Genomic DNA, 26,845 nt, shown 5'->3' with positions numbered 1-26,845 from the left:
CGCAACGAAAGTTCGCAGAAAAGAGAGAAGGCCGACCTTGGGGTCAAAAGATCGCAAGCAAAGAAAAGAGACCGACTTAAAATCGGCCCCTACAGATTCATTCTTGCGATCTTTTCCCCTTCTAGGGGAAAAGGAGCACTAATTGCCGGGGTCCCAGCGCGGACGCGAAGTGGACGTGCGGGGTGTTTTATTCCTCTTTAGCCTTTTTCGCTTCCTCGATGACCTTGGCCGAGAGCTCACGAGGCACCGGCTCGTAGTGATCGAACGTCGCGGTGAAGAACCCGCGTCCCTGGGTTACCGATCTGAGAGTCGTCGCGTACTTATACATCTCCGCCTCGGGCACTAAAGCCTTGATCACCTGGTTGCGACCCACCGAGTCCATGCCCTGTATCTTGCCCCGCCGGGAGTTCAAATCGCCTATCACGTCGCCCATGAACTCCTCGGGAACGGTTACTTCGACGGTCAGGATGGGTTCAAGCAGTATGGGTTTTGCCTTCTCACAAGCAGCGCGGAACGCTATCTGTGCGGCAAGCTTGAAGGCGATATCCGATGAGTCCACCGGGTGAAAGCTTCCGTCGTAGACCGTGGCCTTGAGGTCAACCATCGGGTAGCCGGCCAAAAAGCCCTGTGCAACGGTCTCGCGCACACCCTTCTCCACAGACGGGATGAACTTGGATGGGATGGCGCCGCCGAAGATCTCCGAGGCAAACTCCGCCCCTGACCCCAAGGACAGAGGCTCCAGGCGAAGGAACACGTCGCCGAACTGACCGCGACCGCCGGTCTGCTTCTTGTGACGTCCCCGGGCGGTCGCCTCTAGGGTGACGGTCTCGCGATAGGGGATGCGCGGCTTGCGGGTATCCACCGAAACCCCGAACTTCTTCTTGAGCTTGGACAGGATGACGTCGAGATGCAGCTCGCCCATGCCTGAAATAAGCTGCTGCTTGAGTTCGGGGTCAAACCGGTAGACGAAGGTGGGGTCCTCGTCGTGCAACCTGGCGAGCGCATTGGAGACCTTTTCCTCGTCGCCCTTGGACTGGGGCACGATAGCCACCGAGATGGGCGGGTTGGGAAACTCCATCTTGCCAATGGAGTGAGCCGCCTTGGAGGAGAGGGTGTCTCCAGTGCCGGTGGACTTCAATTTAACCAGCCCGCCTATCATGCCGCAGGAAAGTTTACCGATCTCGGAGCGCTCGCGGCCCTGGATGGAAAGGATCTGTCCGATACGTTCCGAGGAGCCCTGATCGGTGTTCTTAAGGGTGGAGCCGGATGCAATCTCGCCAGAGAAGACACGAACGTAGAGCAGATCACCCAGATGAGGGTCGGAGACGGTCTTGAAAACGTAGGCCAGCGCGTCGCCCGCGGGATGGGGAGCGATTTCCTTCTCTTCACCACCTTCCTGCACCTTTAGTGGAAGTATCTCAAGGGGCGAGGGGAATAAGGAGGCCGCGAACTCGATGAAGGGCTTCACACCGACGAGAGAGAGCGCGTCTCCAGCGAACAGAGGATAGGCTGCCCCCTCGGCGATACCCTTCCTGAGCACCGGGGTAAGCTGCTCCACCGTTGGGATGTTGCCTTCGAGATAGGACTCCAAGAGGTCCTCATCCAGCTCGACAATAGCCTCTATGAGCTTCTCGCGGTAGGTTTCCACGTCGCCTTTGACGTCGGCAGGGATCGGAGCCTCCTCGGTCTTGCCGTCCTTGGTCACATAGGCCTTTTCGTTGAGGAGATCTACCACCCCGGAAAGGCTTGAGCCTGAACCTATGGGTATAGTTATCGGCGCAACCGAGGTCCCGTATGCATCAACCATTTGGCTATAGTCGGAGGCAAAGTCGGTATCCTCCTTGCCCAGCTTGTTTATAAAGAGCGCCCTGCCCTTTTTTTCTTCGGCAAGACGTTTCCAGCTCATCTCGGTGCCCACCCCGATGCCTTCGGCGGCATCTATCACCACTACACCAAGATCAACCGCGCGGGCACCGGAGATCATCTCGCCTATGAAGTCCGCATAGCCAGGGGTGTCGACCATGTTAAAGATGGTGCCTGCATGCTCGCACGAAGCAAGGGCAAGGTTGAGACTGATCTTTCTCTCTATCTCGGCCTCGTCGAAGTCGAAGATCGAGGTGCCTGCGTCCACCTTGCCCTGTCTGGAGTTGGCACTGGTGAGGTAAAGGACAGCGTCGGCCAGACTGGTCTTGCCCGAACCGCCGTGTCCGAAGAATCCAAAGGTCCTTATCTTCTTAGGATCGTTCACCAAACCTCCTTCAGACAAACTTGGTAATCTCAGAAAGCTTTTTGGAGTCCAGGCGTTGGGTAACAGCCTTCATCAAGTTAAGGAGAGCTGAGTAGTCCTCCTCATAGATTGCCGAGACGTGTGAGTGGATGTAGCGCGATGGCAAACCCAGTGCTATGGAGGGGACGCCGATCTTTGAGATGTGTATAGCACCGGTGTCGTAGCCGCCGTGAAGGGATGTCAGGTGATACTTGATGCCCTCGGCCTCTGCAACCTCGCACACGAAATCGCGCAAGGCTACGTTAGGTATCATGGTTGAGTCGTGAACAAGCACTGCGGCTCCTGCCCCGAACTTCTCTACCGCGTCGGAATCGGCACCAGGGGTGTCTGAGGAAAGCGATACGTCTATGGCGAACGCCACATCAGGCTCAACCAGACCGGCGACGGTTCGAGCGCCGCGAAGCCCTACCTCCTCCTGAACCGTCCCGGCCAGATAGAGCCTTGAGGGATGTTTTGGAAGATCGTTGGCTAATTCGGCGAGCACCGCACACCCTACCCGGTCATCCCACGCCTTGGCAGCTAGAACTCCGTTGGCAAGAAACCTGAAGGGTGAGACAGGGATTATAGGGTCGCCGGGGCGCACACCCGCATCGGCTGCCCCCTTCTCTCCGACCACACCAAGGTCTATGAAGAGCTCGTCTATCTCTGGAGGCTTCTTTCGTTCGTCCTCCTTCATGGCGTGCGGTGGTTTGGAGCCTATGATCCCTTCGAAATCACCCTTGCGGGTGCGCACATTAACCCGCTGGCTTAAAAGCACCTGCGGCCACCAGCCGCCTATGGGCAGGAAGCGGATGTAGCCTTCCTTGGTGATGTGCTTGACCATGAACCCGACCTCGTCCATGTGGGCGGCGACTAGGATCTTAGGGCCTTTCGCCTCGCCCTCATGTGAGGCGACTACCGAGCCGAGACGGTCGGTGGATACACTCATAGAGCCTGAAAAGTGCCCCGCCATGATAGCACGAACGTCGCCCTCGTAACCGGAAGGCCCAAAAGCCTCGGTCAACTCTGCAAACATCGCGTGTCTGTCCACAAATCCTCCTAGATGTCCAGATTCTCAACAAACTGTGCGTTTTCTTCTATGAACTCCCGTCGCGGCGCGACCTCCGAGCCCATGAGCACCGAAAAGACCTTGTGAGCCTCGGCCGCATCCGCCACGCTGATCTTCTTTAAGATGCGCTTCTCCGGATTCATGGTAGTCTCCCACAGCTGCTCCGGGTTCATCTCACCCAGTCCCTTAAATCGCTGCACCTCCAGACGCTCCGGATGGGACTCATCCTTACGGAACGCCTCAAGCTCCTCCTCGGAGTAAAGGTAGGCCTCCTTCTTTCCCTTTTTGATTCGGTAAAGCGGTGGCTGCGCGATGTAGATCATTCCCTGTTCTATAAGATCGCGCATGTGCCGGTAGAAAAGGGTTAAAAGCAGTGTTCGGATGTGCGAGCCGTCCACGTCCGCATCGGCCATGATGATGATCTTGGAGTATCGCACCCGTGAATCGTCGAAGCTCTCCTCACCGAAGCCCGTCCCCACCGAGCTGATGATGGCCTTTATCTCCGTATTGGCCAGTATCTTATTAAGTCCGGACTTCTCCACGTTAAGGATCTTTCCGCGCAGGGCAAGCACGGCCTGGAAGCGGCGGTCGCGTCCTTGCTTGGCCGAGCCGCCTGCTGAGTTTCCCTCGACTATGAAGAGCTCGCACTCATCTGGATTGTCGGACGAGCAGTCGGCAAGCTTGCCCGGCAGGGTGTCGGAGGCTAAAAGGCTCTTCTTTCGTTCGAGTTCGCGAGCTTTACGCGCCGCCTCTCGCAAGCGCGCCGCTGAAGTTGTCTTCTGAAGGATGAGATTTAAAACCCGCGGCTGCTCATCGAAGTGACTGGATAGTCCCTCCGAAACTATGGATTCTACTACTCCTCGCACCTCGCTGTTGCCAAGCTTTGTCTTTGTCTGCCCCTCAAACTGGGGGTTGCGCATCCGCACCGAGATTATCGCCGTAAGCCCCTCACGAACGTCCTCACCGGTAAGATCGATGGCCTTGCCCTTGGAGTTGGATTTGCGCGCGGCCTCGTTTAAGGTCTTTGTTAGCGCCGCCTTGAAACCCACAAGATGCGTCCCCCCCTCATGGGTGTTGATGGTGTTGACAAAGGTAACGATGTTCTCGGCGAAGCTGTCTGTGTACTCGATGGCAGTCTCCACCTCTATGCCGTTGCGCGAATCCCTGAAGTATAACGGTTTGTGAAGCCTGATGCGTCCCTGATCAAGGTAGGCCAAAAAGTCCACGATGCCCCGCTTGAAGGCAAAAACCTGCTCTGTTCCCTTGACCTTATCCGCAAGCTTGATAGCGAGATCAGGATTAAGATAGGCGACCTCACGCAGCCGGGTGGCGATGATCTCAGGATTGAAGCTGGTGCGTTTGAAGATGGTAGGATCAGGGATAAAGGTCGTCTTCGTGCCGGTCTTCTTCGTATTGCCCTTGATTTGTATCGGCCCTGTGGTTACCCCCTTCTCGTAGGATTGGACGTAGATCTTGCCGTGCTGATATACCTCTACCTCCATCCACTCTGAAAGCGCGTTTACCACCGAGGCGCCCACCCCGTGCAACCCACCGGAGATGATATAAACCTTACCCGAGAACTTAGCTCCGGCGTGCAGCACGGTCATCGCCACCTCAAGGCCTGGAAGACCAAGTTCAGGATGGACATCCACAGGGATACCGCGCCCGTCGTCCTCAACAGAGACCCTGTTGGGCTCCTCAAGGGTAACGGTTATATGCTTACACACCCCGGCCATAGCCTCGTCTATCGAGTTGTCGACGATCTCTACAACCAGGTGGTGCAGTCCGCGCATCCCGACATCGCCTATATACATAGCCGGTCGCCTGCGTACCCCTTCAAGTCCCTTAAGAACCTGAATCTGCGAAGCATCGTAGTTGTTTGTCATCTCTTCCTCTTAGAAACTCCGATTTGAAATCTGATTCCCTTCACCACCTCCTTCCCCAACTTCTCGTTGATGCTCTGGATCAACTTCTCCTTTAAAGCACTAAGCTCGGTGAGCCAGACATTGGTTGGCACTGCAACATAAAGTATACCCGATTTTATCCCCAATGCAACACATCTTTTAGCGATCTCTGGTCCTGCGGCCTTGGGCCAAACCTTACAAGCATCATAGGAGGCAAGCCGCTTGCCCAGCCGTCCTTTGATGACCCGCTGCAGGGCCTGCCCCAGCGGCTCAAACCGGCCTGATCTTTCCTTGCCTGACATGAAAACGTCTTCCTTCGAGTGCGGGCGGGTGGGCCGAGGCATAGAAAAGCTGACCCTTGGAACGAATAAGATCGAAGAGCAGGTGTGTGTTGTCGTTATCAAGCTCGGCAGCCACATCGTCCATGAGATAGATGGGTCTGCGTCCGGCGGCCAACGCGGTCTGGGCCTCGGCCAAGGCAAGGGCAAGGGCTGCAAGCCGATGCTCGCCGTAGGAACCGAAGATACGCAATGGGCGAGAGTTGAGAAGAATACGAAAGTCGTCGCGGTGCGGACCGCGGCGGGTGTAGCCAACCTGACGCTCCGCCTCCCTGCTTCGAGCCAGAACCTCAAGATAGTTTTCTTTCCCGCCCACGTTTGGAAGATACTCCAACCGAATCTCATCAGCGGGCAGGAAACGCCGGCTCATCTGCTGGAAGTGACCATTGAAGTTTTGCCAGTACTCCAAGCGCCGCTCGCGGATCTCGCCTGCCAGCTCGGCCAGGCGCTTATCCCATACCGAAAGCTCATCGTCGCCTCCAGGCCTGCGCAGCAGCGCGTTGCGGTGGGCAAGCAGTTTGCGGAACTCTGAAAGCATCCATCGGTAAGCGTGAGAAAGCTTGGCTACAGCTTCGTCGATGAACGCCCTGCGGTATGCAGGTGGACCAGCCACAATGCGGCGGTCGTCCAAGAGAAATACGAACACAGGCAGCCAACCGGCATAAAGGGAGCGTTTGGCTATCTCGCGCCGGTCAAAGAAGTAGTGCTTGCGTTCGGCAGGCGAGAAGTAAACCCTCGCAGACCACTCCTTATCCTTGGAACTTCTTGCCTTCCCGGCTATACGGAAATGAGGGGCTTCAAAACCCAGGAGCTGATCGTCCTGGATGGTACGGAAGCTGCGGCCCGAGGCAAGGACGGTGATCGCCTCCAAAAGATTCGTCTTACCCGAGCCGTTAGGCCCGAAGATAATGTTGGACCGCGGATCGAACTCCAGACCCTGCTCGGCAAGGTTGCGAAAACCAGAGACGGAGATTTCAGCAAGCCACACAGTTTCACCCCACAAGAGCGCTAAGCGCTCTTGTGGGGACCCAGGATAAACCTCTCATCTAAGGACCGATAAGCCCTTTGAGATCTATGATGGTGGACTGATCGGAAACGATAACCTTCACGTCGTCGGCGATCTTGTCAACGTAGAGGTACTTGATGTAGTTCGGGTTGGTGCGAAGCTCACGGGAAACGATCTTGATCGCCTTTGCCTTACCCTGTGCTTCTATCTCCTTGCGCTCCGCCTCCTTGCGTTCCTCCTCCAAAACGTACTCCATCTTCTGGGCCTTCTGCTGGGCTATCTGTTTTTCTTCAACCGACTTGGCGAACTCCCCGGTGAACTGCACATTTCGGATCGCCACCCCTTCGATAATTATCCCGTCCGGTCCAAGCTGGCGCTTGATTTTCTTGTATATTTGATCCTGGATCTCCTCGCGTTTGTTGGAGTAGATGTCCATGATACCGTAGCCGGACATGGCCATGCGTACAATGGAGCGTATAGCGGGCCTCACCACCTTATTCTCGAAGTCGGGTCCGATAAGGCGGTGGATATCAAAGACCTTTTCCGGGTTCAACCGGTACCAGACGGTGAGATCAAGTCCCACCTGCAAGCCTTCGTTGGTAGGCGCCCACAACGCGTCATCCGCCCCCTTGCGCCGCCCCTCCTCGGCCTCACTCGACATGGTGTAGTCGATGCGCCTGAGATCGTAAAGCGAGGTCTGAGTGATGACGGGCGGGATGAAGTTGATGCCCTCACGGGCAACGCTGTAGGTCTTTGGGATGATCCAGAAGATAACAAGTGCGTGGCCCACAGGGACAATTCGGATGAAGCTTGCCAGTATGGCCAGAAACAGTACAACCACCGCTCCCAGGATGTAGGCGAGGGGTTTAGGTCGTCTGCGTCCACCCTTGCCCACCTCGCCTGTGGCCCGCTGCTTGACGAGCATCCGCTGAAGCCTGAAGGCGAAGAACAAAAGCACACCCACTCCGATGAGGAGTATGACTATCAGAAATCCGATCATAAAGCCTCCTTAAGCTCTTGGTTCAATCGTTGTAATTTGTGATGATAACGCCCTGGGGGTTAATGTCAACAACTTACCCTACGCGGATACTTCGTCTCCGCACGGGGATGCCGAAAATTAATGCTCCTTTTCGCTGAAGGCGACGTGTGCTCCGGAGTGCTAAAAGCTCGCAGAAATGAATCTGGATGGGCCGATCTTTATGCGGGCAGAACTTAGATACCTTGACAACCCGGTTCCTGATTTTATAATCGCGTTTACTGGTTATCACGGAGGTCTTGCGATGTTCGAGATAGAATGCCCGACTTGCGAGGCAAGGTTTTCTGTTAGAAGAGAACTCAAGGTCGGGGACAAGCTTGAATGTCCCGAGTGCGGCGAGTTGCTGAAGGTTATCTGTGACAATCCACTAGAGATATCCTATTGCGATGACGAGGAAGGCAAGGAACCAGATTCATATGAGGAATCATTGGATGAGGTGCAGGGGTTAGGGAAAAAGTCAGGCCGGCCGGTATTTCCGGAGGACGAGGAGAACGAACCCATCGAGCTCCCGGAAAGAAGCACCCTCTTTGATGACGCAGATAAAGAGGAAGAAAGTGAGGAAGACGAAACCTCAGAGGAGTCATTGGAGGAGAACCAGGGTTGAATCCAGACGTCTAAATCAATACCTTCCAACAGCCAATGTTGCCATGGGTTGCGGGGCGGATTCTGCCCTCCTTGACATCACCCTTCAGAAGGGCTAAAATCATCCAGATGGTGAAGTTTTCCGTAGCAGGTCTCCGAGGAGTCGTCGGGGAAGACCTTAAGATAGGTGATTTCGTAGGCCTCTCCCAGGCGTTCGCCCGGTTCATGGAAGCCAAAGAAGTGCTTTTGGCCAGGGACGCGCGGACATCAGGGGCAAAGATCTATGATGCGGTTAAGCTGGGACTGATACGTTTAGGCGTCAAGGTGCTTGAAGCGAACATGGTCACTACCCCCACAGCGGTCTTTGGCACCAGGGCCTTTGATGCTGATGCAGGTTTAGTTATCACCGCGAGCCACAATCCAGCTGATCAGAACGGTCTTAAGTTCCTCCAGCCGGGTCGCTTCCTTTTACCCGCTAGAAGCGAAGAATTTATCAATTTTGTCAAGGATAAAGGGCCGGTATCTGGCGGTCTAAACGGCGGGTATGAGCGTGTCAACGCCCTTGACAGACACCTCGCCGTACTGCTTGAGCTTTTTGGAAAGGACTCAAAGGAGCCTCGCCTGCGCGTTGGGCTTGATCCGGTGAACGGTGCGGCCGGACCTGAGGCGAGAATGCTGCTTGAGGAACTGGGCTGCGAGGTTCATGCCGTCAACTTCGAGCCGAACGGTCGTTTCGGACGAGGCAGTGAACCTGTGTCCGAAAATCTTCAAGGGTTGAGGTCTCTGGTAAAGGAGAAGGGGCTTGATGTGGGATTCGCCTTCGACCCGGACGGTGACCGGCTTGCTTTTGTGGACGAACGTGGTCGGGCTCCGGGCGAGGAGTACACCGTTCCGCTCTCCGCTCGCTGGGCGCTTGAGAGAAGGAAAGGAGATATTGTCGTCAATCTTTCAACCTCTCGGCTTATCGAACAGGTCGCCGAGGAGGCTGGAGTTGCCGTGCATCGCACACCGGTAGGTGAAGCGCACGTGGTTGATCGCCTTTTAGAGATCGAGGGGTGTTGCGGAGGCGAAGGAAACGGCGGATTTATCCTGCCTTCGTTCAACCGAACCCGTGACGGGCTTCTGGCCATGGCTGTTTTAGTCCAGCTTAAGCGCAAGCACGGTTCTCTCGCCGAGATGGTGGATGCGCTGCCTACCTATCACCGGCACAAGGAGAAGTTCGAGATGGAATGGTCAGAGAGATTAGCGGAGATGGTTTCTTCCTTTTTCCCTTCCGCCAGAAAGGATACGCGAGACGGCCTGTGGCTCTCGGAGGGGGATTTCTGGCTGCACCTGCGGCCCTCGAATACCGAGCCGGTGGTGCGATTGATACTTGAGGCGGATTCGAGGGAGCGGGCGGATAAGATTCTTAAACGAGTGAGAAGAGTATGTGTGGGATAGTTGGGTATCTCGGGAGCCGCGACATAGAGTCGGTTATACTTGTTGGTCTTGAGAGGCTTGAGTACCGGGGCTACGACTCCTGCGGCATCGCCCTCGCAGATGAAGGAAAGATCAAGATCACCAAGGTCACCGGAAGGCTGCAGAATCTCAAGGATGCATTAGAGAAGCATCCCCTTTCGGGAGATGTAGGTATCGGTCACACCCGTTGGGCCACGCACGGACCGCCAACTCAGCGTAACGCCCACCCCTTCACCGATCCCGAAGGGCTTTTTGCGGTCGTCCATAACGGGATCATCGAGAATCACGCCGAACTTCGCCGTGAGCTCGAAGCCAAGGGGCATAAGTTTGTCTCGCAGACAGATTCTGAGATTATACCTCATCTTCTGGCCTCTTACTACAAGGGCAATCTACTGAAGGCTGTCCTTCGGACGCTCAAGCGTCTTAAGGGCAGTTTTGCCCTGGTTGCGGTGATGCGCGATCGTCCGGATTGTCTTTTGGGTGTCCGGATGGGTTCACCCCTGGTGGTCGGTATAGGCAAGGGGGAGTTTGCCCTCGCATCCGACCCGCTGGCTCTTGTGGGTATCACCCAGCGTATGATAGCTCTTGACGACGGGGAGGTGGTTCTAATCCATAGGGGCAATCTACCTGAGGTTTATTCATTCGACGGCAAACGAATCAAGGCGAAGGTTGTTCCTATTGAGTTCCGTCCCAAGGCGGTTTCCAAAGGGCGTTACCGACACTTCATGCGCAAGGAGATATTCGAGCAGCCCAAGGTTATCGCAAATAGCCTCGAGCGCCGGATACGCAACGGGCGCATCGTGCTGGGATCTGCCTATCGCTTTTACCCTGAGGAGCTTGCTGATTTCGAGCACATCCTTATCCAGGCCTGCGGCACAAGCTACCATGCCGGTCTGGTGGCACGCTACTTTATCGAACGCTTCACAGGCGTGCATACCGAGGTCGAGATCGCATCCGAGCTTATAGATCGCACCTCCATCTTCGGCAAGCACGAGCTCATGATCGCCATCAGCCAGTCGGGTGAGACCGCGGATACCCTGGCCGCCCTGCGTGCGGCGCGTCGCAACTCCAATCTTAAGGTACTTTCAATAGTCAACGTGAAACGAACCTCTGTCGATCGTGAGTCCGACTCGTCAATCTACATCCACGCCGGGCCGGAGATAGGCGTGGCTTCAACCAAGGCCTACACTGCAGAGCTATTTGCACTCCTTATCTTCACCCTGGAGCTTGCCCGACGTAAAGCTACGATGAAACCAAGGCAGTTAAGGAAGATCAAGTCAGCCTTTTCGGCCTTGCCCGACCAGATGGCCCAGGTGCTCAAGCAGGACCACCGGATTCGCGAGATCGCCAGGCAATTCCAAAAACGAAAATCCTACCTCTTCCTGGGACGTGGGGTTAACTTTCCCACCGCTTTGGAGGGGGCGCTCAAGCTCAAGGAGATAAGCTACATCCACGCCACCGGCTACCCGGCGGGTGAGATGAAGCACGGGCCGATATCACTTATCGATTCAAAGACGCCTGTTGTGGTCGTAGCACCACGTGATGCGACCTATGAGAAGATGAACGCAAACATCGAAGAGGTGGCCGCGCGCGGAGGACAGGTGATCGCAGTGGGTACGGCAGGCGACCATGAGTTGGCCAAGCGCAGTGCTGCGTTTATCCCCATCCCAGAGGCCCCGGACTACATCCTTCCATTCCTTACGGTTATCCCCTTGCAGCTTCTTGCCTATCACACCGCCTGCTTCCGTGGCTGCGACGTGGACAAGCCGCGCAACCTGGCCAAGACCGTGACCGTGGAGTAAGATGAGAACAGTTAGGGATGTGGACAAAAGGATATTTGAGATGGGAAGGATGGGTATGGCTGGTGTAGGAGGGATTAAGGGAAGGGACGCGAGGCGTAATAATCTTAAGACCTCTTCCTTTATCCGGGGAGAGCTAAGGAGGATGCATGGCTAAGAGTCAAGCAAAGGAGCAGGACGATAGGCGCAAGGCGTTGGATACCGCGATCGGCCAAATCCAGAAGCAATTTGGGGAAGGTGCTATCATGCGGCTTGGGGAACGTCCTGCAAGGATAAATGTTCAGGTCATCCCTACCGGTTCCCTGACCCTTGACGTCGCTCTGGGTATCGGTGGGCTTCCCAGAGGTAGGTTGATCGAGATCTTCGGATCGGAGGCCTCAGGTAAGACCACTATTGGGCTTCAGGTAGTGGCAAGTGCTCAGAGGATGGGTGGGCAGGCGGCGTTCATCGATGCCGAGCACGCCCTTGATCTGTCCTACGCCCAGGCGCTGGGAGTCAACGTAGAAGAGCTCCTTCTCTCCCAGCCGGACACCGGCGAGCAAGCTCTTGAAATCGCAGAGGTGCTCACCCGTTCCGGCGGCATAGATGTTTTCGTTATCGACTCGGTTGCGGCCCTTGTGCCGCGAGCAGAGATCGAAGGGGAGATGGGTGACGCGCACGTGGGACTTCAGGCGCGGCTTATGTCACAGGCACTCAGAAAACTCACTGCGGTTATCTCTCGCTCCAATACCTGCGCTATCTTCATTAACCAGATTCGTATGAAGATTGGTGTGATGTGGGGCAACCCGGAGACCACACCCGGCGGTCTGGCGCTTAAGTTCCACTCAACCATCCGTCTGGACATCCGGCGTATCGCCTCTATCAAAAAGGGCGACGAGGTCATCGGCAACCGCACCAGAATCAAAGTCGCAAAAAATAAACTCGCACCGCCCTTCCGCAAGGCCGAGTTCGACATCCTCTACGGCAAGGGCGTAAACTACCTTGGTGAGCTTGTTGATGTCGGTGTGGACCTTGGGTTCGTTCAGAAGTCCGGCACCTGGTTTTCCTACGGCGATGAGCGGATGGGCCAGGGCCGTGACGCGGCCATCGCTTTCCTCGCCGAGAATCCAGAGGCTAAAGAGAAACTCGAAAAAGAGGCAAGAGAGAAGCTCTTCCCCACCCCTACCGCCCCCAAGGAGGTCGTGGAGCCTGAAGCAGCGGAAGAGGAGAAGAAGGATTAGTGTTCGCCCATGAAGGCCCAAGACGAACGCGAACGGGTTCGGGCAGCGGCTTTGAGACTCCTGCGTTACCGGGAAAGAAGCGTCGCCGAGATGCGAGAGCGGCTGCGTCGCAAGGGATTCGATCACGAGACAATCGATGTGGAGATCGAGAATCTCAAGGAGCAAGGCTTACTTGACGATGAACGCTTCACCGGTATCTGGATCAGGCACAAGCTTACTATCTCCCACAAGGGGAAGCGCTTGATAAGAGCCGAGCTTGCCGCAAAGGGGATCAGCTCTGAGCTCTTCGCCAAGATATGGGCAGCACATGCAGATCAGGAAATCCGCTCCGCCTGCGAGTGGGCCAGAGCCAAAGCAGAAGGTTATTCCTCACTTGAGGGCTTCGAGCGCCGCGGACGCATCAGGCAAGGCCTTTACCGCAGGGGCTACTCGCAGGAGGCTATCCAGGAAGCCCTAAAGGAGATCGGATGAACTCAGCCGAGCTTAGAGAGGCGTTCCTTAGATTCTTTGAAGAGCGCGGACATACGCGGGTGGATTCTGCACCGCTTGTTCCCAAACGAGACCCTACAATACTCTTCAACGTTGCGGGTATGGTTCAGTTCAAGCCGTTGTGGGCCGGTTTGGTCGAGCCACTTCCCTACACCCGCGCCGTCTCGGTGCAGAAGTGCCTGCGGTTGGAAGACTTGGATGTAGTAGGCTCTGACGCCACCCACGATACCTTCTTTGAGATGCTCGGCAACTTCAGCTTCGGTGACTACCAGAAAGAGGAGGCGATACGCTGGGCCTGGGAATTCATCATCCAGGTGATGAAGCTGCCTGCCGAACGGCTTTGGGTTTCGGTTCACGAAACCGATGAGGAAGCGGCTTCGATCTGGCGTGATGTGGTGGGAGTACCTAAAGAGCGTGTGGTCTATCTGGGCGATGAGCATAACTTTTGGGAACCTGCAGGCGGCAGGGGTGCGTGTGGGCCGTGTTCTGAGATATTCTGGGATTTGAAGTGGGAAAAAGGCAACTGCGGACCGGGTCCGGGAGAAGACGACTCCGAAGCGCGCTACACCGAGATATGGAACCTGGTGTTCCCTCAGTTTGACCAGCAGGAAGACGGCTCCCGTCCCTTGCTTAAGTACCGCGGAGTGGACACCGGTGCAGGGCTTGAGCGTATGGTGTTGGCCGCCCAGGACGTTGAAACTGTCTTTCACACCGATCTTTTCTATCCTTTAATGCAGGCTGCGGCGGATACGTTAAAAGTCAAAATCTCACCCGAAACCTGGGAGTTTCTGGCCATAACCGCCGATCACGTTCGTGCAGCCACCTTCGTGATTGCCGAAGGGGTACGGCCATCGAATACCAAACAGGGATACGTAATAAGAAGGGTTCTGAGACGCGCCATAGGTGCACTTTACCTCTTAGGGATTCAGGAGTCACTCCTGTACAAACTATCGGGCCATGTGATTGAGCAGATGCGTCACGTCTACCCTGAACTCGAAGAACGCCGTGAGCAGGTGGCGCTCATGATCAAGGGCGAAGAGGAACGCTTCCTTAAAACCCTTGAGGCAGGCATGCGGCTGTTTGCCGATGCCGCGGCTGCGGGAAAGATATCGGGAGAAGATGCCTTCAAGCTGCACGATACCCACGGCTTTCCAATAGATCTGACCAAATGGCTGGCCAAGCACAAGGGAATCGAGGTCGACCTGGAGGGTTTCGAGAAGGCAATGGAGGGTCAGAGGAAGAAGTCGAGGAAGAAAATGGATATCACTGGGGGAGTGACACTAAAAGCGACAGACACTTATGAGTCTAGCGAGTTCGTTGGATACAATGAAACAGAAGTTAAAACAAAGATTGTCTCGATGCTCTACAATGAAAAATCTAAAGAGATTCACATTCAGCTAGAGAAGTCACCCTTCTATGCTGAAGCGGGAGGACAGATAGGGGATACAGGTAAGATTATAGGCGAGAACTTTGAGATAGAAGTCTTCAATACCGATTACAATCAGGCTGGGGTACAGGTAATACATGGGAAGTTCGTTAAGGGTAAGCCTCCCAAGGACTTAAAGGGCAAAAAGGTCAAGGCAATTGTGGACTTGACCCGACGCATGGAGATTGAGCGGGCGCATACCGCCACGCATCTGCTGCATGCCGCACTTCGAGCGGTTCTGGGCGAGCACGTAAAGCAGGAAGGCTCTCTGGTAGAACCCGGACGTCTGCGCTTTGACTTCTACCACCCCTCACCCATGACTGCCGAGGAAATAGCAGAGGTAGAGAAGCAGGTCTATGCATGGATAATTGCCAATCATGAAGCGAAGCCAGACGAAATGAGTCGGGAAGAAGCCGAGAAACTCGGGGCATTGGCATTTTTTGGCGAAAAGTACGGTGAGGAAGTCCGAGTACTTCAAATCAGAGACAAGAATACTGAGGAGCTCATATCCGCCGAGCTGTGCGGCGGCACCCACCTCGATCGCACCGGCGATATCGGGATGTTCATTATCACCTCAGAAACCGGTGTTGCCGCAGGCATCCGCCGGATAGAAGCACTTACCGGCCAGCGTGCATGGAAGGAGATCAAGAATGGCCGAGAGGTGATCTCGGAGCTTGCTCAACTTGTAGGCACAGAACGGGATAAGCTGGTCAAGCGGGTCGAAGAGCTAAAGTCCACCCTCTCTGCCGAGACCAAGGCAAGAGAGCAGCTCGCCCGCCGGTACGTAGAGAGTCTTGCCGAAGGTGTCCTTAAGAACTCTCAAAAGATTGACGACGTTGAGTTTGTTACCGGTCGTGTCGAAGGCATCTCCCGCGATGAGTTGCGTCTGCTTGCCGATTCCCTCAAGTCCCGACGAGAGCGCATCGTAGGACTCCTGGCCGCACCTGACAAGAACCGGTTGGCCGTGCTCTGCTTCTCCTCTAAGTCTACTTCTAAAGACTATCCCGCCGGAGAAATACTTAAAAAAGTCGCCTCCAGGTTCAAGGGCGGAGGCGGCGGTTCTGCCACCCTTGCCGAGGCTAGCATCGCCGAAACATCCCTTGACGACCTTACGTCTACGTTTTTAGAAATCGTTAAGACCCGAAGGGAGGGAAATTGAACGCTTTAATAGCACTTTTACTGATCGCCGCGGGTTTCAGTGACCCCGGTATACCCAACGGGGAGAAGGTAGTCTATCTTGGCTACGATCAGGGCACCACCCGTGAGATATCCCACGAGGTCTACGATAACGGCGATAACTACTACTCGGTCCACGAACATCACGATACCACGCGAATCATCGTAAAGTGCTGGGTGCAGACATCGGACCTTTCAACCATAAAGGTGATAAAGGATCGCTCAGGCCGTTTTCAGTTGGGGGTGCAGCCGATCCCTGAAGGCATCCTGGTCTCCGACGGGTTCAAGGGCAAATCCTCGAAGGTCAGACATGAGGGGAGCTTCTACGACCGGCATACGCTGATCGAGGCGTTTCGGGGCTTTCCATTTGAGAGACCCCAGACCGTCGAGTTCGGGTTCTTCGAGTCCAACGTGGGGATGGTCATCACCGGAACCTGCACCTACGGCGGGATTCACACTATCCAAACGGATGCAGGTGAGTTTCGCTGCCACAAGCTGACCCTGGGGTTCAAGAGCAAGTTTGTGGAGACGGTCTACAGGATGCTTTTGGCCGGGCGCAGCTTTGATTTCTACTACGAGGTTCGAGAACCGCACCGGATGATCTACTGGACCGACAACAAGGATGGCTACATGAAGCTTATACGCATAGAAAACGAGGGCGAATGAGCGAGCCCTGGCAGATTATTGAGGCGCTGCTTTTTGCCTCGCCCGAGAGTGTCAGCAGCAGGCGCTTGGCGAATGCTACCAACCTTGCTCCTTCCGAGGTAGAAGCCTGCATCCAAAAGCTCAACAGGGATTACGAAGGGCATGGCCGGTCGTTTCAAATCCGTAAGCTGGCTGGCGGCTGGCAGATGGTTACCCTTCCGCGCTTTGCCCCGTGGATTGCCCGGCTCTTGCAGCGTAAGGGCCGCGGCCGCCTGTCCACGGCTGCTTTGGAGACCCTGGCTGTGATCGCCCATCGCCAGCCGATAAACAAACCCGATATCGATCAGGCAAGGGGGATCGAGTCATCCTATATCCTTTCCTCCCTTCTTGAACGCGGTATTATACGCATCAAGGGACGGGACAAGCGTGCAGGGCATCCTTATGTCTACGTCACCACCCCCAAGTTCCTTGAGTTCTTTGGGTTAGCCTCTTTGGAGGAGCTGCCAGATCTTGAGGAGCCTGCTGTTAAAGAAGAAGACATACTCCCTCTAGAAGCCGATCAGGAGACGGAGGAGCTAACTCGTGAGGAGGAAAAGAGCGCTGAGGTTTCCTCAGAAGCGTTGGCTGCTATAGGCTACCGGATCGAGAAGAAGACAAGGAAGAAAGAGGAACTCAGGGAAGAAGAATCATCCGCAGGGGGAGAAAGTGAAGAATCTTGAGCCAGAAAAGCCGCAGGCTCTTTTGATATGCGGGCTGCTTTCTGCCGACAGCCGGTTGATGAAGGAGATAGAAACGACACTAGTAGAACACTTCGGCCCTGCGGCCTTGCGCAGCGAGATCGTCCCCTTCACCTGGACCGATTACTACAACGCGGAGATGGGGGAGAAGATTCTACGGCGCTGGCTTGTCTTCTCTAGTCCGGTAAACCTTTTGGAATCCTGGCGGTTCAAGCTTGCCAGTTGCGAAGTCGAGAATGACCTACGTAGGGAGGGTAAGCGCAGGATAAACATAGACCCCGGATTCATCCGGCTGGACGGGCTGTGGCTTTTGACGACAAAGCCGGCCGGGCACCGCGCATACCTTGATGAAGGGATATGGATCGAGCTTACCTTAAGGTTTCTGCGCGAGCACTGCGAGGAGTTGCCCTGGACATATCCTGACCACCGTGATCCAGCGGCACAGGCATTCTTCTTAAAGGCAAGAGAGCTTTTGAAGAAAGAGCTGCGCGATGTTTGAGACCCAGGTTAGGGTTCCCTTAAGTTTCAGTCACCGCCTGGAAGGGTTCGGGAGCGAGTCCCAGAAGGTTCACGAACATACCTGGGATGTTGCTGTTACCCTTGCCACCGCTGCGTTGGATCAAAGGGGCGCAAGCGTAGATTTCGTTGGGTTAAAGAAAGACCTTGCCGAACTGCTTGAACCGTATCAGGGTAAGCTTCTTAACGACTGCGAGGCCTTCAGTAATATGCAGCCTACAGCTGAACATATCGCGATCTGGGTGGCCGAGAATCTGGTCAAGACTTACCCAGGTCTTATCCGTGCGGTAACCGTCGGCACAGGAGAAGAATGGGCTCGGTTTATTTTAGAGGGTTCCTGATGTAATCCTTTCAGTTCATTCTTCCGCAACCAGCGGATAAGTCTGCTTTAGTTTTTCCGCCACGAATTTGCACAGAGGTTTGCGTGTTGGTTTTCAGCTCGGCCCGCACGATCTCCGATCTTTTCCCCGTAGGGAGAAGGAGGATTAATTTGCGCTCCGTATCGTGAAGGTCAAGGCATTACCTTCGTGCTCCATGCCTATCAGCAAGGCGTTCATCTCAAACGCGTCCAGGATCGGGAATAGTTTTTGCTCCACGTTCGCCGGGGTAAAGCCTGCGGTGCGGTCGGCTGCGTAGATCAGATATTCCTTCAGCGCTTTCCTGAACATCGGCCAGTTGACGCAGGCAACAGGTTCGGATATTCCTGCCGCAACCCTTAAAACTGCAAAATCTTCTGAGCCCTTAAGGGTTAGACCGGCAGAGTACGCATCAAGTATCCAGGGGACAAGCGCTGAGTCCGAGGTAACGGTAAGATAGGAGTTATTGAATAGATAGCTTATCGGCGGCAGGTCCTCGCCCAGATCGAGCATGGTGTAGGCAACCTCGCCGTGAGTCAGGGTGGTGTCCCAGGCTGCGGGGAAGAACCAGGGGGTAAGGGCGACCCAGCTCTCGAACGAGCGTTCCGAGCCTGCCTTTACCGAGATAAGCCAGCGAGCCGGGGCATACCATCTATCTACATCCCAGCCCTGCATTATGAACATGGCCTCGTCTTCAAGGTCGACAGCAATCCGGGCGAACTCCTTTTCTACCTCAAAGTCTCCCAGAACCTCGGTTATTCCTTCTTCGCTGGAAAGCATTCCTGCTTCCTTCCAGGCCCTGTAGGGATCTACCCCTGTAAGGTTTATGAAGAGCGCGGCGTCTGCAGGTATCTTTGAGTAATCTTCAGGAGGCTTTGCATTGGCGATGAATCCGCCGATCACGCCCGAGGGGCTGTCTATCTCGACCTTGACTTCCAGACCCTTCGCACCTTCCTGGATTAACCATCGTGCCTCATCAAACACCAGGTACTTGCCCGGCTTACGCGAAATGCCGTAGGCCAGAGGCTCGTCGTCGTGGTCTCTTGGAAAGGCCCTTTCCTCGACATCTTCAGACATTGCGATTTTCAAGGCTGAAAGCAACAGCTTCTCCGAGGAAGCGTACCAGAAGTAGTCTCCGGCAAAGAACGCCGCAGTGCCGCCCGTGAAAACGGTGTAGGGGATTTCCCCAGCCTCCTTCTTTTCTCCGCTTGTGATGATCGTGCGCCACATCGCCTTTACCTTCCAGCCCGGCTGGGTGATGATGAGATAGTTCTCCTCGCCGTATCTCGCGTAGATGAAGCGTGCGCCCAAGACGTCCCAGAATCTGCCCTTGGTCTGCTCCTGAACCTTGCTCACTTTCTCAAGGCTTGAGAAGTCTTTGTCTATCTCGTGTTTGCGGGCCAGGTGCCCTATCTTGGAGTTCCTGTAGAGCTTTTCTGCCGCGTTAAGATCAGCACCCACCACGTAACTCACCGGCCCTTTGGGCAGAAGCTCTTCCAGCACACCGACCTCGCGTTCCAGGTCAGGGGTGTCGGTCATCACCGCGTAGGCAACACCTGCTCCGATCACGAGCACCCCCAGGCCCGCTCCTGCCCCTATCAAAATCCACTTGATGGTCTTATTCATAAGGCCTCCTCTTTAATTAGTCGGACTAAACTGTCTAGTCCTATTCCGTCTATTTTTTCCTGAGTCAAACGCGCTGCTGCAAGATAACCTAGCCGCAAATCCAACGTATCACTGCTTGCAAGCAGCTTTTCTATCTCGGCTTTGTCTTCTGTTAAATCCTTCAACTCCGCATCCTGTGAGAATTTTCTCACCTGACCAGAGCATATCACGGCTAGCCCTTCATTCACCCAAAGGGGGACGTTGTAGGGTTCAAGCACAAGGTGCACGTACTCGTGAACCACTACCTCCTCAAGCACCCCGCGACGTTCAAGAACAGCCAGGGGCTGAACGATCAGCTCTCCGTTCTTTAACGCAGCCCCCTGCCAGATCGAGCATCCGGTCCAGGCGGCAAAATCCCCGCTAGACGGCGCCACCCGTAACACCCGTAACACACCATTCTCCCACCCTACCCCCACGGAGGGATCTGGGAAGAAATCGTCCACTACCTTTTCAGCCGTTCTCAAAACCTCCACCCACCTCGAAATCTCCTGCCGGTTCACCTCCTCCCCAGGGGTAATGATCACCCAGCGCTCAACCCCGATCACCGCGCCCCACAGAATCAAAAGCAGCTTCACCATCTCTTCACCTCGGTGCCAGGGTAGTAGTGCGCCAGAATCTCTTTGAATGTAGCCCCCTGCTCGGCCATGCCCACTGCACCCCACTGGGACAATCCGACCCCGTGTCCAAGACCGTGTCCTGTGAAAACAAAGTCCTCTCCATCCTTGCGCACCTCGAACCACGAACTTTTAAGAGTCCCCCAGCCCAGCTTTCGGGTCATAATCATCCTGAACTGCCAGCCAAGATAGATCACTGACTCCGAACCTCTAACCCTTATCTCTATCACCCGATTGTCAGGGGCAGACTCAACGACCTCTATATCAGATACGTGGGTGATATCCAAGGCCTGCGCGATCTGGGATGAGGTGAGCGTGCATCGCCACGAGTAGTGAGGGGAAGCCGAGCAATAGGGGTCCGGAACCGAGCAAAGATACGGTGCATACTCATCAGGCCAGATCGAGCGAGCGTCTGCGGTGCGTCCGCCAGAGGTTGAGTGGTAATATATCTTGCAAGGCTCCCCGTGATAGGTTAAAAACATCCCTTCTGTCTCGGCTACCGCCTTCCCGGTTGCGGCGGTTACCGTTTCCAGCCCTCTATATGACTGGCAGTGGGTGAGGTCGCATAAGTCCCAAGGCTCGTCTTGATGCCTGCAGCCGGTGTAGATGAACGTCCGGCAGAGCACGACCTGGGCCTTGAGTGCCTCAAGCTCAGCCCCCGGAACCATCTCAGCACCTACCACCGATGCAAGGTAAGCATCTTCTTCTACTTTATTAACCAGAATCAGCTCCCCATCCTCTGCCCAAACCTCAAGAGATCCCGCATAGCTTCGGGTCTTATCTTGCCATTTTAGGGTAAAGGAATCCGCCGAGCATCCGTAACGCTCAATGCTCTTGGAGTTCACGTAGATGGTATTCCCTTTAGCCGTCAGTTTACCCTTACGATCTCCCGCTATCACCGTCACTTGGCTTGGATGATACGAGGAGAGGATGTTTACGTTCACCCCGAGGATTATCATGATTAACTTAATGCTCAGCATAGACCCCTCTGAAGTAATCCGAGAATACAAGTCCTGCGATGCGGGCCGCGTCCTTGCCCTCGCCTCTTTTCAAGAACACGACCACCGCGATCTCGGGCGCCTCGTATGGTGCGAAACCTGCGAACCAGCCGTGTGTGACCCAGTTGCCGAGCACGGTTGATGAACCTGTCTTGCCTGCGACCTGCACCGTTGTTATATCGGCATGTTTACCGGTTCCGCTTCGCACCACGTCTCGCAGGAGCGGTCTTATTTTAGCCAGAGCCTTTTGATTGGGGAAGGAGGAGAGCACTTCTGGCGGCCCCTCAGAAAGCCTTGGTCTCAGCAGTTCTCCTTGCGTTGCTATGCCTGAGATCAGCGCAAGCATCGCCACTGGGGTGAGCTGAATCGAGTAACCCTGACCGATGGCAAACGCCGATTTAGCCGAGTCTGTGCCGGGGGTCTCCAGAACACTCTCCACCTCCCCTGGAAGATCTACCCCCACCTTCTCATCCAGCCGGAGCCGTCTCGGCAGTTGGGTAAGTTCCTCCGCACTTAGCTCTTTGGCCAGGCTCTGGAAGTAGAGGTTGCATGATTGTGAAAGAGCCCTTGAGAAGTCCACAATACCGTGTCCTCCTCGTAGCGAGCAGCGCAATGTCTCGTCCCCTGGACAGTAGAAGCCGTCTGGAAGCTCTATTCCTTTTTCTATGGCCACGAGTCCGGTGAGGAGCTTGGCGACCGATCCTGGCGGGTAGTGCTTGGCAAAGAGGGTCTCCGGATCGGTCGCCGCAAGAAGTCTACCTGTCGCAAGATCCATCACCGCCACAGCGCCTCTCGAGCCGATCAGTTCGGCACAGCGCTCGGCGAACGCACCCTCGGGTAACGCAGCCGCGAGGGCCAGGATGATAAGTCCGCTCACTCCTCGATCACGGTGATTACGGCTTCTGATGAGTGCCCGCGTTTATCCGGGAAGTACATGAGCGATACCACTGCGGGCATGGTGTGGTAAACCCCTGGAACGTAGGGTTCGATGACGTAGGATAGCTCTCGCCTGCCTCCCCACAGTCGGCTTATGAAGAGTGCGGTGTGGTCGTCGTGGATCTCGCGCCCGGAGTACATGTAGCCCCAGCTCTCATAGTCGTAGTAGCCCCACCAGTATCGCTCGCCCGAGATGGGGTAGCGCGAGTTGTCCTTTGCCACCTCGAAGCCGGCAGGGATCGGGTCCTGAATCATCACGTACTCGAAGTTCTCCGTGCAGTCCACATAGAGCTTCACGAATAAAGGCTCTCCCACCTTGACCGGTCCGGAGAGCCTCTTCTTGTCGTAGACCAGTCTGTCTTTCTCCACGCGCGGGATCAACCGGTAGTACTCACGCTGGATCTTGAGCTCGGTTCCGCCTGCCGTGATACCCTCCTCCTTGCTGTAGTATGAAAAGACCAGGCTCGTGAACAGGTTACCCGAGCCCTTCTTCTGAATCTTGAGTGAGTTTTCCCCGTGCACCACACCTGATAGTTCGAGATCCAGTGGACGGTTGAACTGTAAGATCTCGTACTGCGAGATCTTGTAGCTTGCGATCCTGCGGTTGTTGAGCAGGAACTCGATCTCCATCCGAGGGCTGGTGTCCTTGGTGGTTTTGAAGAACTCGGCTAAAGCCAGGAGTGCCAGGGCGGAATCCTTCGAGGATTTCCAGTGGTTACCACGCCGCTCGCGCAGGAGCCAGTATATGATCTTGGGGATCATCCCATCGCTGGGGTAGATGGCAAGAAATGCCCGCAGGGTCGTAGCTGTAATCTCAACCGGGTCATCCTGCCAGCGCGCAAAAATGTGAACCCTGCCGCTCCAGTAGACCATCTCCTCGTCTGCTATCGCCTCTTGCTTGAGACGCTCGAGCGTCTGGCGCGCCTTGGGGTCCTCACCGATCTCGTGGTAGGAAAGCGCCATAAACGCCTGCGAGTAGGGGTCGAGTTGGGTCTTCTCAAGGGCGGCAAGCTGGGCTTTTATGAACTCTTTGTCCTGGTCGGGCGCCATAGAGAGAGCGTAGAGCATGTAGGCGCGGTCGGTGGTGGCGACGTCTTTATCCTTGCGCAGCATCCTGTTGATGGCTTCCAAGCCTCTTCTTATCACGGTTGGGTTCACATCGTAACCAAGCTGGGTGGCATACAGTAGCCCGTGCATCACGTAGGTGGTGTTGAAGTGCATGGTCTCGTCGTGCTCGAACCATCCCCAGCCGCCGTCTGAGTGCTGGTAGCCGTAGAGCTTGGCAAGGCCCTTGGCTATCATCTTGGGCAGCTCGGCGGCAAGCTGCGGGTCTCCGCGCTTGGGATCCCGGATGAGGTCGGCGACCACAAGATCCGGGAAGAAGCACGACATGGTCTGCTCCACGCATCCGTATGGATATTTCGCAAGGTAGGAGAGCCCTGCAAAGAGTGCTGAGCTCAGTGTAGGGGTAAGTGTCAGCTTGCCAGTGATGGTTCGCAGCTCGGCCTCCTCGGGTATACTGAAGGTGCGGGAGATGCCTTGGTCAGGCTTGGGCATGAACGCCGAGATCACGAGGTTGCGCTCTATCCCGTGAGGGTTGGCCGGGATGGTAAGCTCCATCGCGTCGGAGGCACTGCTGCCGATGGCCTTGGCGGTAAGGGTGACGTCACCCGGCACCTCGCATCTTACCGGCCAGTCCACACGGAAGGTGCTGCCTGGCTGGATGGTGTCAGTATGGGCGGTGTTGTCGAAAAGTTTTAACCCTTTGACCGAGAAGGAGAGCTTGACCTCCTGGGATGTGCGCGTGTAGTTGTGGACGATGGTGGGTATGAGAAGGCTGTCTCGCTCGGTTACGAACCTGGGCGGGATGATGCGAACCAGAAGGTCCTTGGTCACCAAGATCTTTTCTCGCGACTCGCCAACCTTGGTGTCCATGCTGATTGCGCGTGCAGTGGCTCGCCAGGTGGTTAGGTTATCTGGCCAGATTAACTCAACCTGTGCGCGGCCAGAGCCGTCTGTTCTCACAAACGCGTTCCAGTATGCCACGTCCTTGAACTTCTTGCGCACCTTCGGTTCTTCGCGTCCCTTGTAGGCGGCAAGCACCACGCTGTCCGCTGCCGCGGCAGAAAGCATCTGATATTGCCGCTCGTAGCCGTAGAATGAGTAGTATACAGAGGAAGAGGTGGCAACCTGATCGGCACGCTCGCCGTAGAAGTAGTCCTCGATTGATGGTGCGATCTCTGCGGCAAGCGAGTAGAGCGCCTCGTCCACCACGGCAAGAGAGATATCCGCCTTGATGGGTTTGCCACGGACGTCCTTGACCAGCACGTTCAACTTGGCCCGCTCGCCCGGCTCGTAGCGCTGTCTCTCAGGGACAAGCTCCACCGTGAGCATCCTTGCTTTGCGGTTCACGAGCATCTTCTCCTTGTGTTCGAAGAACTCCCCTTCATAAATCCCGCACACCGAAAGGAACACGTTAGGCACGAACTCGGAGCGAACCTTGAAGCGCAGCATCGCGGTGTTCCCCTCAAGTTCGATTATGTCAACGTCGTACAGATTGTCCGCCTCAAGTGATGCGATTATGCTGGCGTTCTCGTAAGGGGTTATCACCAGCGCCTCGGCCCAGTCACCCACCTCGTAGGTTTCTGCATCGAAGATGATCTGGATTCTGTCGGTTTTCCAGGTGTAGTAGCCGCCGCGCTCGGAGGAGTAGAACCAGCGTTTCTCCTCGCTCTGGTTGCCTTGCTTGTCCTTGGCCTTCGCTATAACATAGTAGGGGCCTGCTTGGCTGGGGGTGAAGGTGAAGGTGGTGAATCCTATCTTGCCCACGGACATGGTTCTGCGGGCGAGGACCTTGTCCTCCTTGTCCCAGTAATGCCGGTAAACTACTATCTCGACCGTGCCGGGAACAGGTTTATTGAGGATATCGTGGGTGTGAATGTCGATCTCAAGCTTCTCGCCAGGCTCCACCACGTAGCGGGTGGGTTTCAGGTCAACCAGCACCGCGGAGGAGGCCACGAACGCCGAGGCCTCACCGGATTCAGCACGACGGGATTCGTCCCGCACCTGCGCCTCGAAGGTGTAGCGGTAGTTGCGGTCCTTCTTGGGTGTGACGTAGGTGAAGGTGATGCGGCCCTGCGAGTCGGTCTTGCCGGCAAGCTCGTCCATGTAGGAGGTGCCGTACCAGTAGTAGCGATGGTGCTCGCGTCGGTATATCTTCAGCTTGGTCTCCGCCTTGGCAACCGGAGCGCCGAAGAAGTAGTCGGCCGCCACCTCGATCTTTACCGTATCGCCCTGCACGTACTGCTCGGCGTCTAGCTCAACCTCCACCTTGTAGGAGGGCTTGCGGTACTCCTCCACCCGGAACTGAACCGAGTGGTAAGTTTCCTCCAGGGTGGCGCTTAACGTATATCTTCCCAGACGTGATGATGAGGGCACTATCAACGAGTCCGCAAACGCACCCCAGGAGTCACTGGCGAGGGTGTGTCGGTAGATCTCGTTGCCCTCTGGATCTGTCACCACCACCTCGACCTCATCGCCTGCAGGGGTACGGTAGGTGCCGCGGCGCATCCGCCGGACTACTCCCTTGAAGTAGACGGTCTGCTCAGGCCGGTAGATGGGTCGTTCGGTGTGCAGATAGACCTTTATTGCCCCGTCCTGATCCTTCTCATCGGAATAGTAGTAGTACTTATCCAGGAGCGCGAAGTTATCGCCGTCCTGGACCAGCACCCTTAACCGGGTGGTGTCGAAGGAGGTATGGAAGAGTCCCTTGCCGTCGGTGCGGCCGGTGGCTATCCGGTTGGTGTCCGAAAGCACCACCACCACTGCCCCTCGGCGAGGCTTGCCGTCTTCTGCGTTCACTGCGAAGACGTATACCTCCCGAGGGTCTTGCTTGGTTACCACAGACATCTCTGAAACTACCACAGGGGTGTAGGCAACGCGCGTCCCGTAGTAGGCCTCAACAAGGTAGACGCCAGGCTTGGTGATCTCAAGGTCTATGGTCTCGTAATGATAGCGACCGTAGTAGTAATAGTCGTCCTTATCCTTCTTCTTTTTCTCGAACCCCATAGACCACTCCCGAAGCACCTCGTATCCCTCAAGCCTTGGGATACTCGATGGCCCGAAGCGTTCGGGTGTTTCGGCCTCCTTCTTCTCGAGCGGTGGAAGACCGAGATAATCCCTTAACCCTATGCGGCTTTCCTTACTCATCATCTCGCGGGCAAGATAGCGGGTGTTGCGCTTGGTTCTATCGCCAAGGCCTTCCAGCATGTGGAAGAAGTTGACAGGCTTGGCCTTGCCCCGCACCCTGGGCGAGCGCATGTTCTTCTGAGCTTCGAAGAAATCTATCGGGTCCTCGATTGCGTACAATCGGAAGTGGATTACGTCCAAGTCTCTGGTTTCCAGTCGGATCTCTGTTTCCTCCCCGGGTGAGTATATCCGGGAGGTTGAGAGGTGAATGTAGGGGTGGGCAAAAAGCCCTCCCGTTAAGGTGGCAAGCAAAGCAAGAACTTTCACGATACCCTCCTTTCTGGGCAGTGGCAATATCTTTTCAAATTATCCAATCTTAGTTAAGACTCGGGCCTTCGGCCCTCGTCTTCTGAAGCCTCTC

The 26,845-nt window shown here is 55.6% G+C and carries 21 protein-coding genes; 10 read left to right on the top strand and 11 right to left on the bottom strand.

Annotation, left to right across the window (positions count from 1 at the left end; translation table 11 throughout):
- Positions 1-187 precede the first annotated feature (187 nt).
- From CEE36_03375 to CEE36_03350, 6 genes are read right to left on the bottom strand one after another with little or no spacing between them, the layout of a single operon-like run.
- On the bottom strand, positions 188-2,314 hold the full coding sequence (locus CEE36_03375; protein TKJ43741.1) for an elongation factor G: 2,127 nt from the start codon (positions 2,312-2,314) through the stop codon (positions 188-190).
- Complete coding sequence (locus CEE36_03370) at positions 2,259-3,302, bottom strand: peptidase M28 (protein ID TKJ43740.1); 1,044 nt, start codon at positions 3,300-3,302, stop codon at positions 2,259-2,261. The genes CEE36_03375 and CEE36_03370 overlap by 56 nt, the downstream gene beginning before the upstream one ends.
- Before the next feature lie 23 nt (positions 3,303-3,325).
- Positions 3,326-5,221 carry a DNA topoisomerase (ATP-hydrolyzing) subunit B gene (gene gyrB / locus CEE36_03365; protein ID TKJ43739.1) on the bottom strand — a complete coding sequence of 632 codons (1,896 nt, stop codon included), beginning with the start codon at positions 5,219-5,221 and terminating at the stop codon, positions 3,326-3,328.
- Complete coding sequence (locus CEE36_03360) at positions 5,218-5,658, bottom strand: hypothetical protein (protein TKJ43738.1); 441 nt, start codon at positions 5,656-5,658, stop codon at positions 5,218-5,220. Before CEE36_03360 ends, gyrB begins: the two co-directional genes overlap by 4 nt.
- Positions 5,510-6,580 (bottom strand): hypothetical protein, encoded by a 1,071-nt coding sequence (locus CEE36_03355; protein ID TKJ43737.1) that lies wholly within the window; start codon positions 6,578-6,580, stop codon positions 5,510-5,512. The genes CEE36_03360 and CEE36_03355 overlap by 149 nt, the downstream gene beginning before the upstream one ends.
- A 43-nt stretch (positions 6,581-6,623) precedes the next feature.
- Complete coding sequence (locus tag CEE36_03350) at positions 6,624-7,583, bottom strand: hypothetical protein (protein ID TKJ43736.1); 960 nt, start codon at positions 7,581-7,583, stop codon at positions 6,624-6,626.
- Between the two features lie 175 nt (positions 7,584-7,758).
- Between CEE36_03350 and CEE36_03345 the strand changes: the two genes are divergently transcribed.
- The 10 genes from CEE36_03345 to CEE36_03300 all read left to right on the top strand — a co-directional run bounded on the left by CEE36_03345 (position 7,759) and on the right by CEE36_03300 (position 18,008).
- Entirely contained in the window at positions 7,759-8,223 is a 465-nt protein-coding gene (locus CEE36_03345) for a hypothetical protein (protein ID TKJ43735.1), read from the top strand.
- Between the two features lie 35 nt (positions 8,224-8,258).
- Positions 8,259-9,641: a hypothetical protein gene (locus CEE36_03340; GenBank protein TKJ43734.1), complete on the top strand. Its 1,383-nt coding sequence runs from the start codon at positions 8,259-8,261 to the stop codon at positions 9,639-9,641.
- Complete coding sequence (glmS, locus tag CEE36_03335) at positions 9,629-11,461, top strand: glutamine--fructose-6-phosphate transaminase (isomerizing) (protein TKJ43733.1); 1,833 nt, start codon at positions 9,629-9,631, stop codon at positions 11,459-11,461. The genes CEE36_03340 and glmS overlap by 13 nt, the downstream gene beginning before the upstream one ends.
- A 146-nt stretch (positions 11,462-11,607) precedes the next feature.
- The gene (recA, locus tag CEE36_03330; GenBank protein TKJ43732.1) at positions 11,608-12,678 is read left to right on the top strand and encodes a recombinase RecA; all 1,071 of its coding nucleotides are present in this window, start codon (positions 11,608-11,610) and stop codon (positions 12,676-12,678) included.
- A gap of 9 nt (positions 12,679-12,687) precedes the next feature.
- Entirely contained in the window at positions 12,688-13,149 is a 462-nt protein-coding gene (locus CEE36_03325; protein TKJ43731.1) for a hypothetical protein, read from the top strand.
- Positions 13,146-15,752 (top strand): alanine--tRNA ligase, encoded by a 2,607-nt coding sequence (locus tag CEE36_03320; GenBank protein TKJ43730.1) that lies wholly within the window; start codon positions 13,146-13,148, stop codon positions 15,750-15,752. Before CEE36_03325 ends, CEE36_03320 begins: the two co-directional genes overlap by 4 nt.
- Positions 15,749-16,435: a hypothetical protein gene (locus CEE36_03315; protein TKJ43729.1), complete on the top strand. Its 687-nt coding sequence runs from the start codon at positions 15,749-15,751 to the stop codon at positions 16,433-16,435. The genes CEE36_03320 and CEE36_03315 overlap by 4 nt, the downstream gene beginning before the upstream one ends.
- A complete protein-coding gene (scpB, locus tag CEE36_03310; GenBank protein ID TKJ43728.1) occupies positions 16,432-17,133 on the top strand; it encodes an SMC-Scp complex subunit ScpB in 702 nt (233 codons plus the stop codon). Before CEE36_03315 ends, scpB begins: the two co-directional genes overlap by 4 nt.
- A complete protein-coding gene (locus tag CEE36_03305; protein TKJ43727.1) occupies positions 17,120-17,650 on the top strand; it encodes a hypothetical protein in 531 nt (176 codons plus the stop codon). The genes scpB and CEE36_03305 overlap by 14 nt, the downstream gene beginning before the upstream one ends.
- Positions 17,643-18,008 carry a hypothetical protein gene (locus tag CEE36_03300; protein ID TKJ43726.1) on the top strand — a complete coding sequence of 122 codons (366 nt, stop codon included), beginning with the start codon at positions 17,643-17,645 and terminating at the stop codon, positions 18,006-18,008. Before CEE36_03305 ends, CEE36_03300 begins: the two co-directional genes overlap by 8 nt.
- Before the next feature lie 144 nt (positions 18,009-18,152).
- Here the strand turns inward: CEE36_03300 and CEE36_03295 are convergent, their stop codons facing one another.
- The 5 genes from CEE36_03295 to CEE36_03275 are packed head-to-tail and all read right to left on the bottom strand — an operon-like array spanning position 18,153 to position 26,751.
- Positions 18,153-19,649 (bottom strand): hypothetical protein, encoded by a 1,497-nt coding sequence (locus tag CEE36_03295; protein TKJ43725.1) that lies wholly within the window; start codon positions 19,647-19,649, stop codon positions 18,153-18,155.
- The gene (locus CEE36_03290) at positions 19,646-20,266 is read right to left on the bottom strand and encodes a hypothetical protein (protein TKJ43724.1); all 621 of its coding nucleotides are present in this window, start codon (positions 20,264-20,266) and stop codon (positions 19,646-19,648) included. Before CEE36_03290 ends, CEE36_03295 begins: the two co-directional genes overlap by 4 nt.
- Positions 20,260-21,282 (bottom strand): hypothetical protein, encoded by a 1,023-nt coding sequence (locus CEE36_03285; protein TKJ43723.1) that lies wholly within the window; start codon positions 21,280-21,282, stop codon positions 20,260-20,262. Before CEE36_03285 ends, CEE36_03290 begins: the two co-directional genes overlap by 7 nt.
- The gene (locus CEE36_03280) at positions 21,269-22,177 is read right to left on the bottom strand and encodes a hypothetical protein (protein TKJ43722.1); all 909 of its coding nucleotides are present in this window, start codon (positions 22,175-22,177) and stop codon (positions 21,269-21,271) included. Before CEE36_03280 ends, CEE36_03285 begins: the two co-directional genes overlap by 14 nt.
- Positions 22,174-26,751, bottom strand: a complete 4,578-nt coding sequence (locus CEE36_03275) for a hypothetical protein (protein ID TKJ43721.1) — start codon at positions 26,749-26,751, stop codon at positions 22,174-22,176. The genes CEE36_03280 and CEE36_03275 overlap by 4 nt, the downstream gene beginning before the upstream one ends.
- Positions 26,752-26,845 lie beyond the last annotated feature (94 nt).

This window comes from candidate division TA06 bacterium B3_TA06, from assembly GCA_005223075.1.
Lineage (GTDB): Bacteria > Hydrothermota > Tepidihabitantia > B3-TA06 > B3-TA06 > B3-TA06.
The sequence above is the reverse complement of the archived record's forward strand: the minus strand, read 5'-3'. Positions and strand labels throughout refer to the sequence as shown.

Bases quoted from the DNA above. Each gene is read 5' to 3' on its own strand.
- CEE36_03320 (TKJ43730.1), top strand. From the start codon at position 13,146: ATGAACTCAGCCGAGCTTAGAGAGGCGTTCCTTAGATTCTTTGAAGAG.
- CEE36_03340 (TKJ43734.1), top strand. From the start codon at position 8,259: ATGTTGCCATGGGTTGCGGGGCGGATTCTGCCCTCCTTGACATCACCC.
- CEE36_03285 (TKJ43723.1), bottom strand. From the start codon at position 21,282: ATGCTGAGCATTAAGTTAATCATGATAATCCTCGGGGTGAACGTAAAC.
- CEE36_03360 (TKJ43738.1), bottom strand. From the start codon at position 5,658: ATGTGGCTGCCGAGCTTGATAACGACAACACACACCTGCTCTTCGATC.
- CEE36_03300 (TKJ43726.1), top strand. From the start codon at position 17,643: ATGTTTGAGACCCAGGTTAGGGTTCCCTTAAGTTTCAGTCACCGCCTG.
- recA (TKJ43732.1), top strand. From the start codon at position 11,608: ATGGCTAAGAGTCAAGCAAAGGAGCAGGACGATAGGCGCAAGGCGTTG.
- CEE36_03290 (TKJ43724.1), bottom strand. From the start codon at position 20,266: ATGGTGAAGCTGCTTTTGATTCTGTGGGGCGCGGTGATCGGGGTTGAG.
- glmS (TKJ43733.1), top strand. From the start codon at position 9,629: ATGTGTGGGATAGTTGGGTATCTCGGGAGCCGCGACATAGAGTCGGTT.
- CEE36_03325 (TKJ43731.1), top strand. From the start codon at position 12,688: ATGAAGGCCCAAGACGAACGCGAACGGGTTCGGGCAGCGGCTTTGAGA.
- CEE36_03350 (TKJ43736.1), bottom strand. From the start codon at position 7,583: ATGATCGGATTTCTGATAGTCATACTCCTCATCGGAGTGGGTGTGCTT.
- CEE36_03295 (TKJ43725.1), bottom strand. From the start codon at position 19,649: ATGAATAAGACCATCAAGTGGATTTTGATAGGGGCAGGAGCGGGCCTG.
- CEE36_03345 (TKJ43735.1), top strand. From the start codon at position 7,759: ATGAATCTGGATGGGCCGATCTTTATGCGGGCAGAACTTAGATACCTT.
- CEE36_03370 (TKJ43740.1), bottom strand. From the start codon at position 3,302: ATGTTTGCAGAGTTGACCGAGGCTTTTGGGCCTTCCGGTTACGAGGGC.
- scpB (TKJ43728.1), top strand. From the start codon at position 16,432: ATGAGCGAGCCCTGGCAGATTATTGAGGCGCTGCTTTTTGCCTCGCCC.
- gyrB (TKJ43739.1), bottom strand. From the start codon at position 5,221: ATGACAAACAACTACGATGCTTCGCAGATTCAGGTTCTTAAGGGACTT.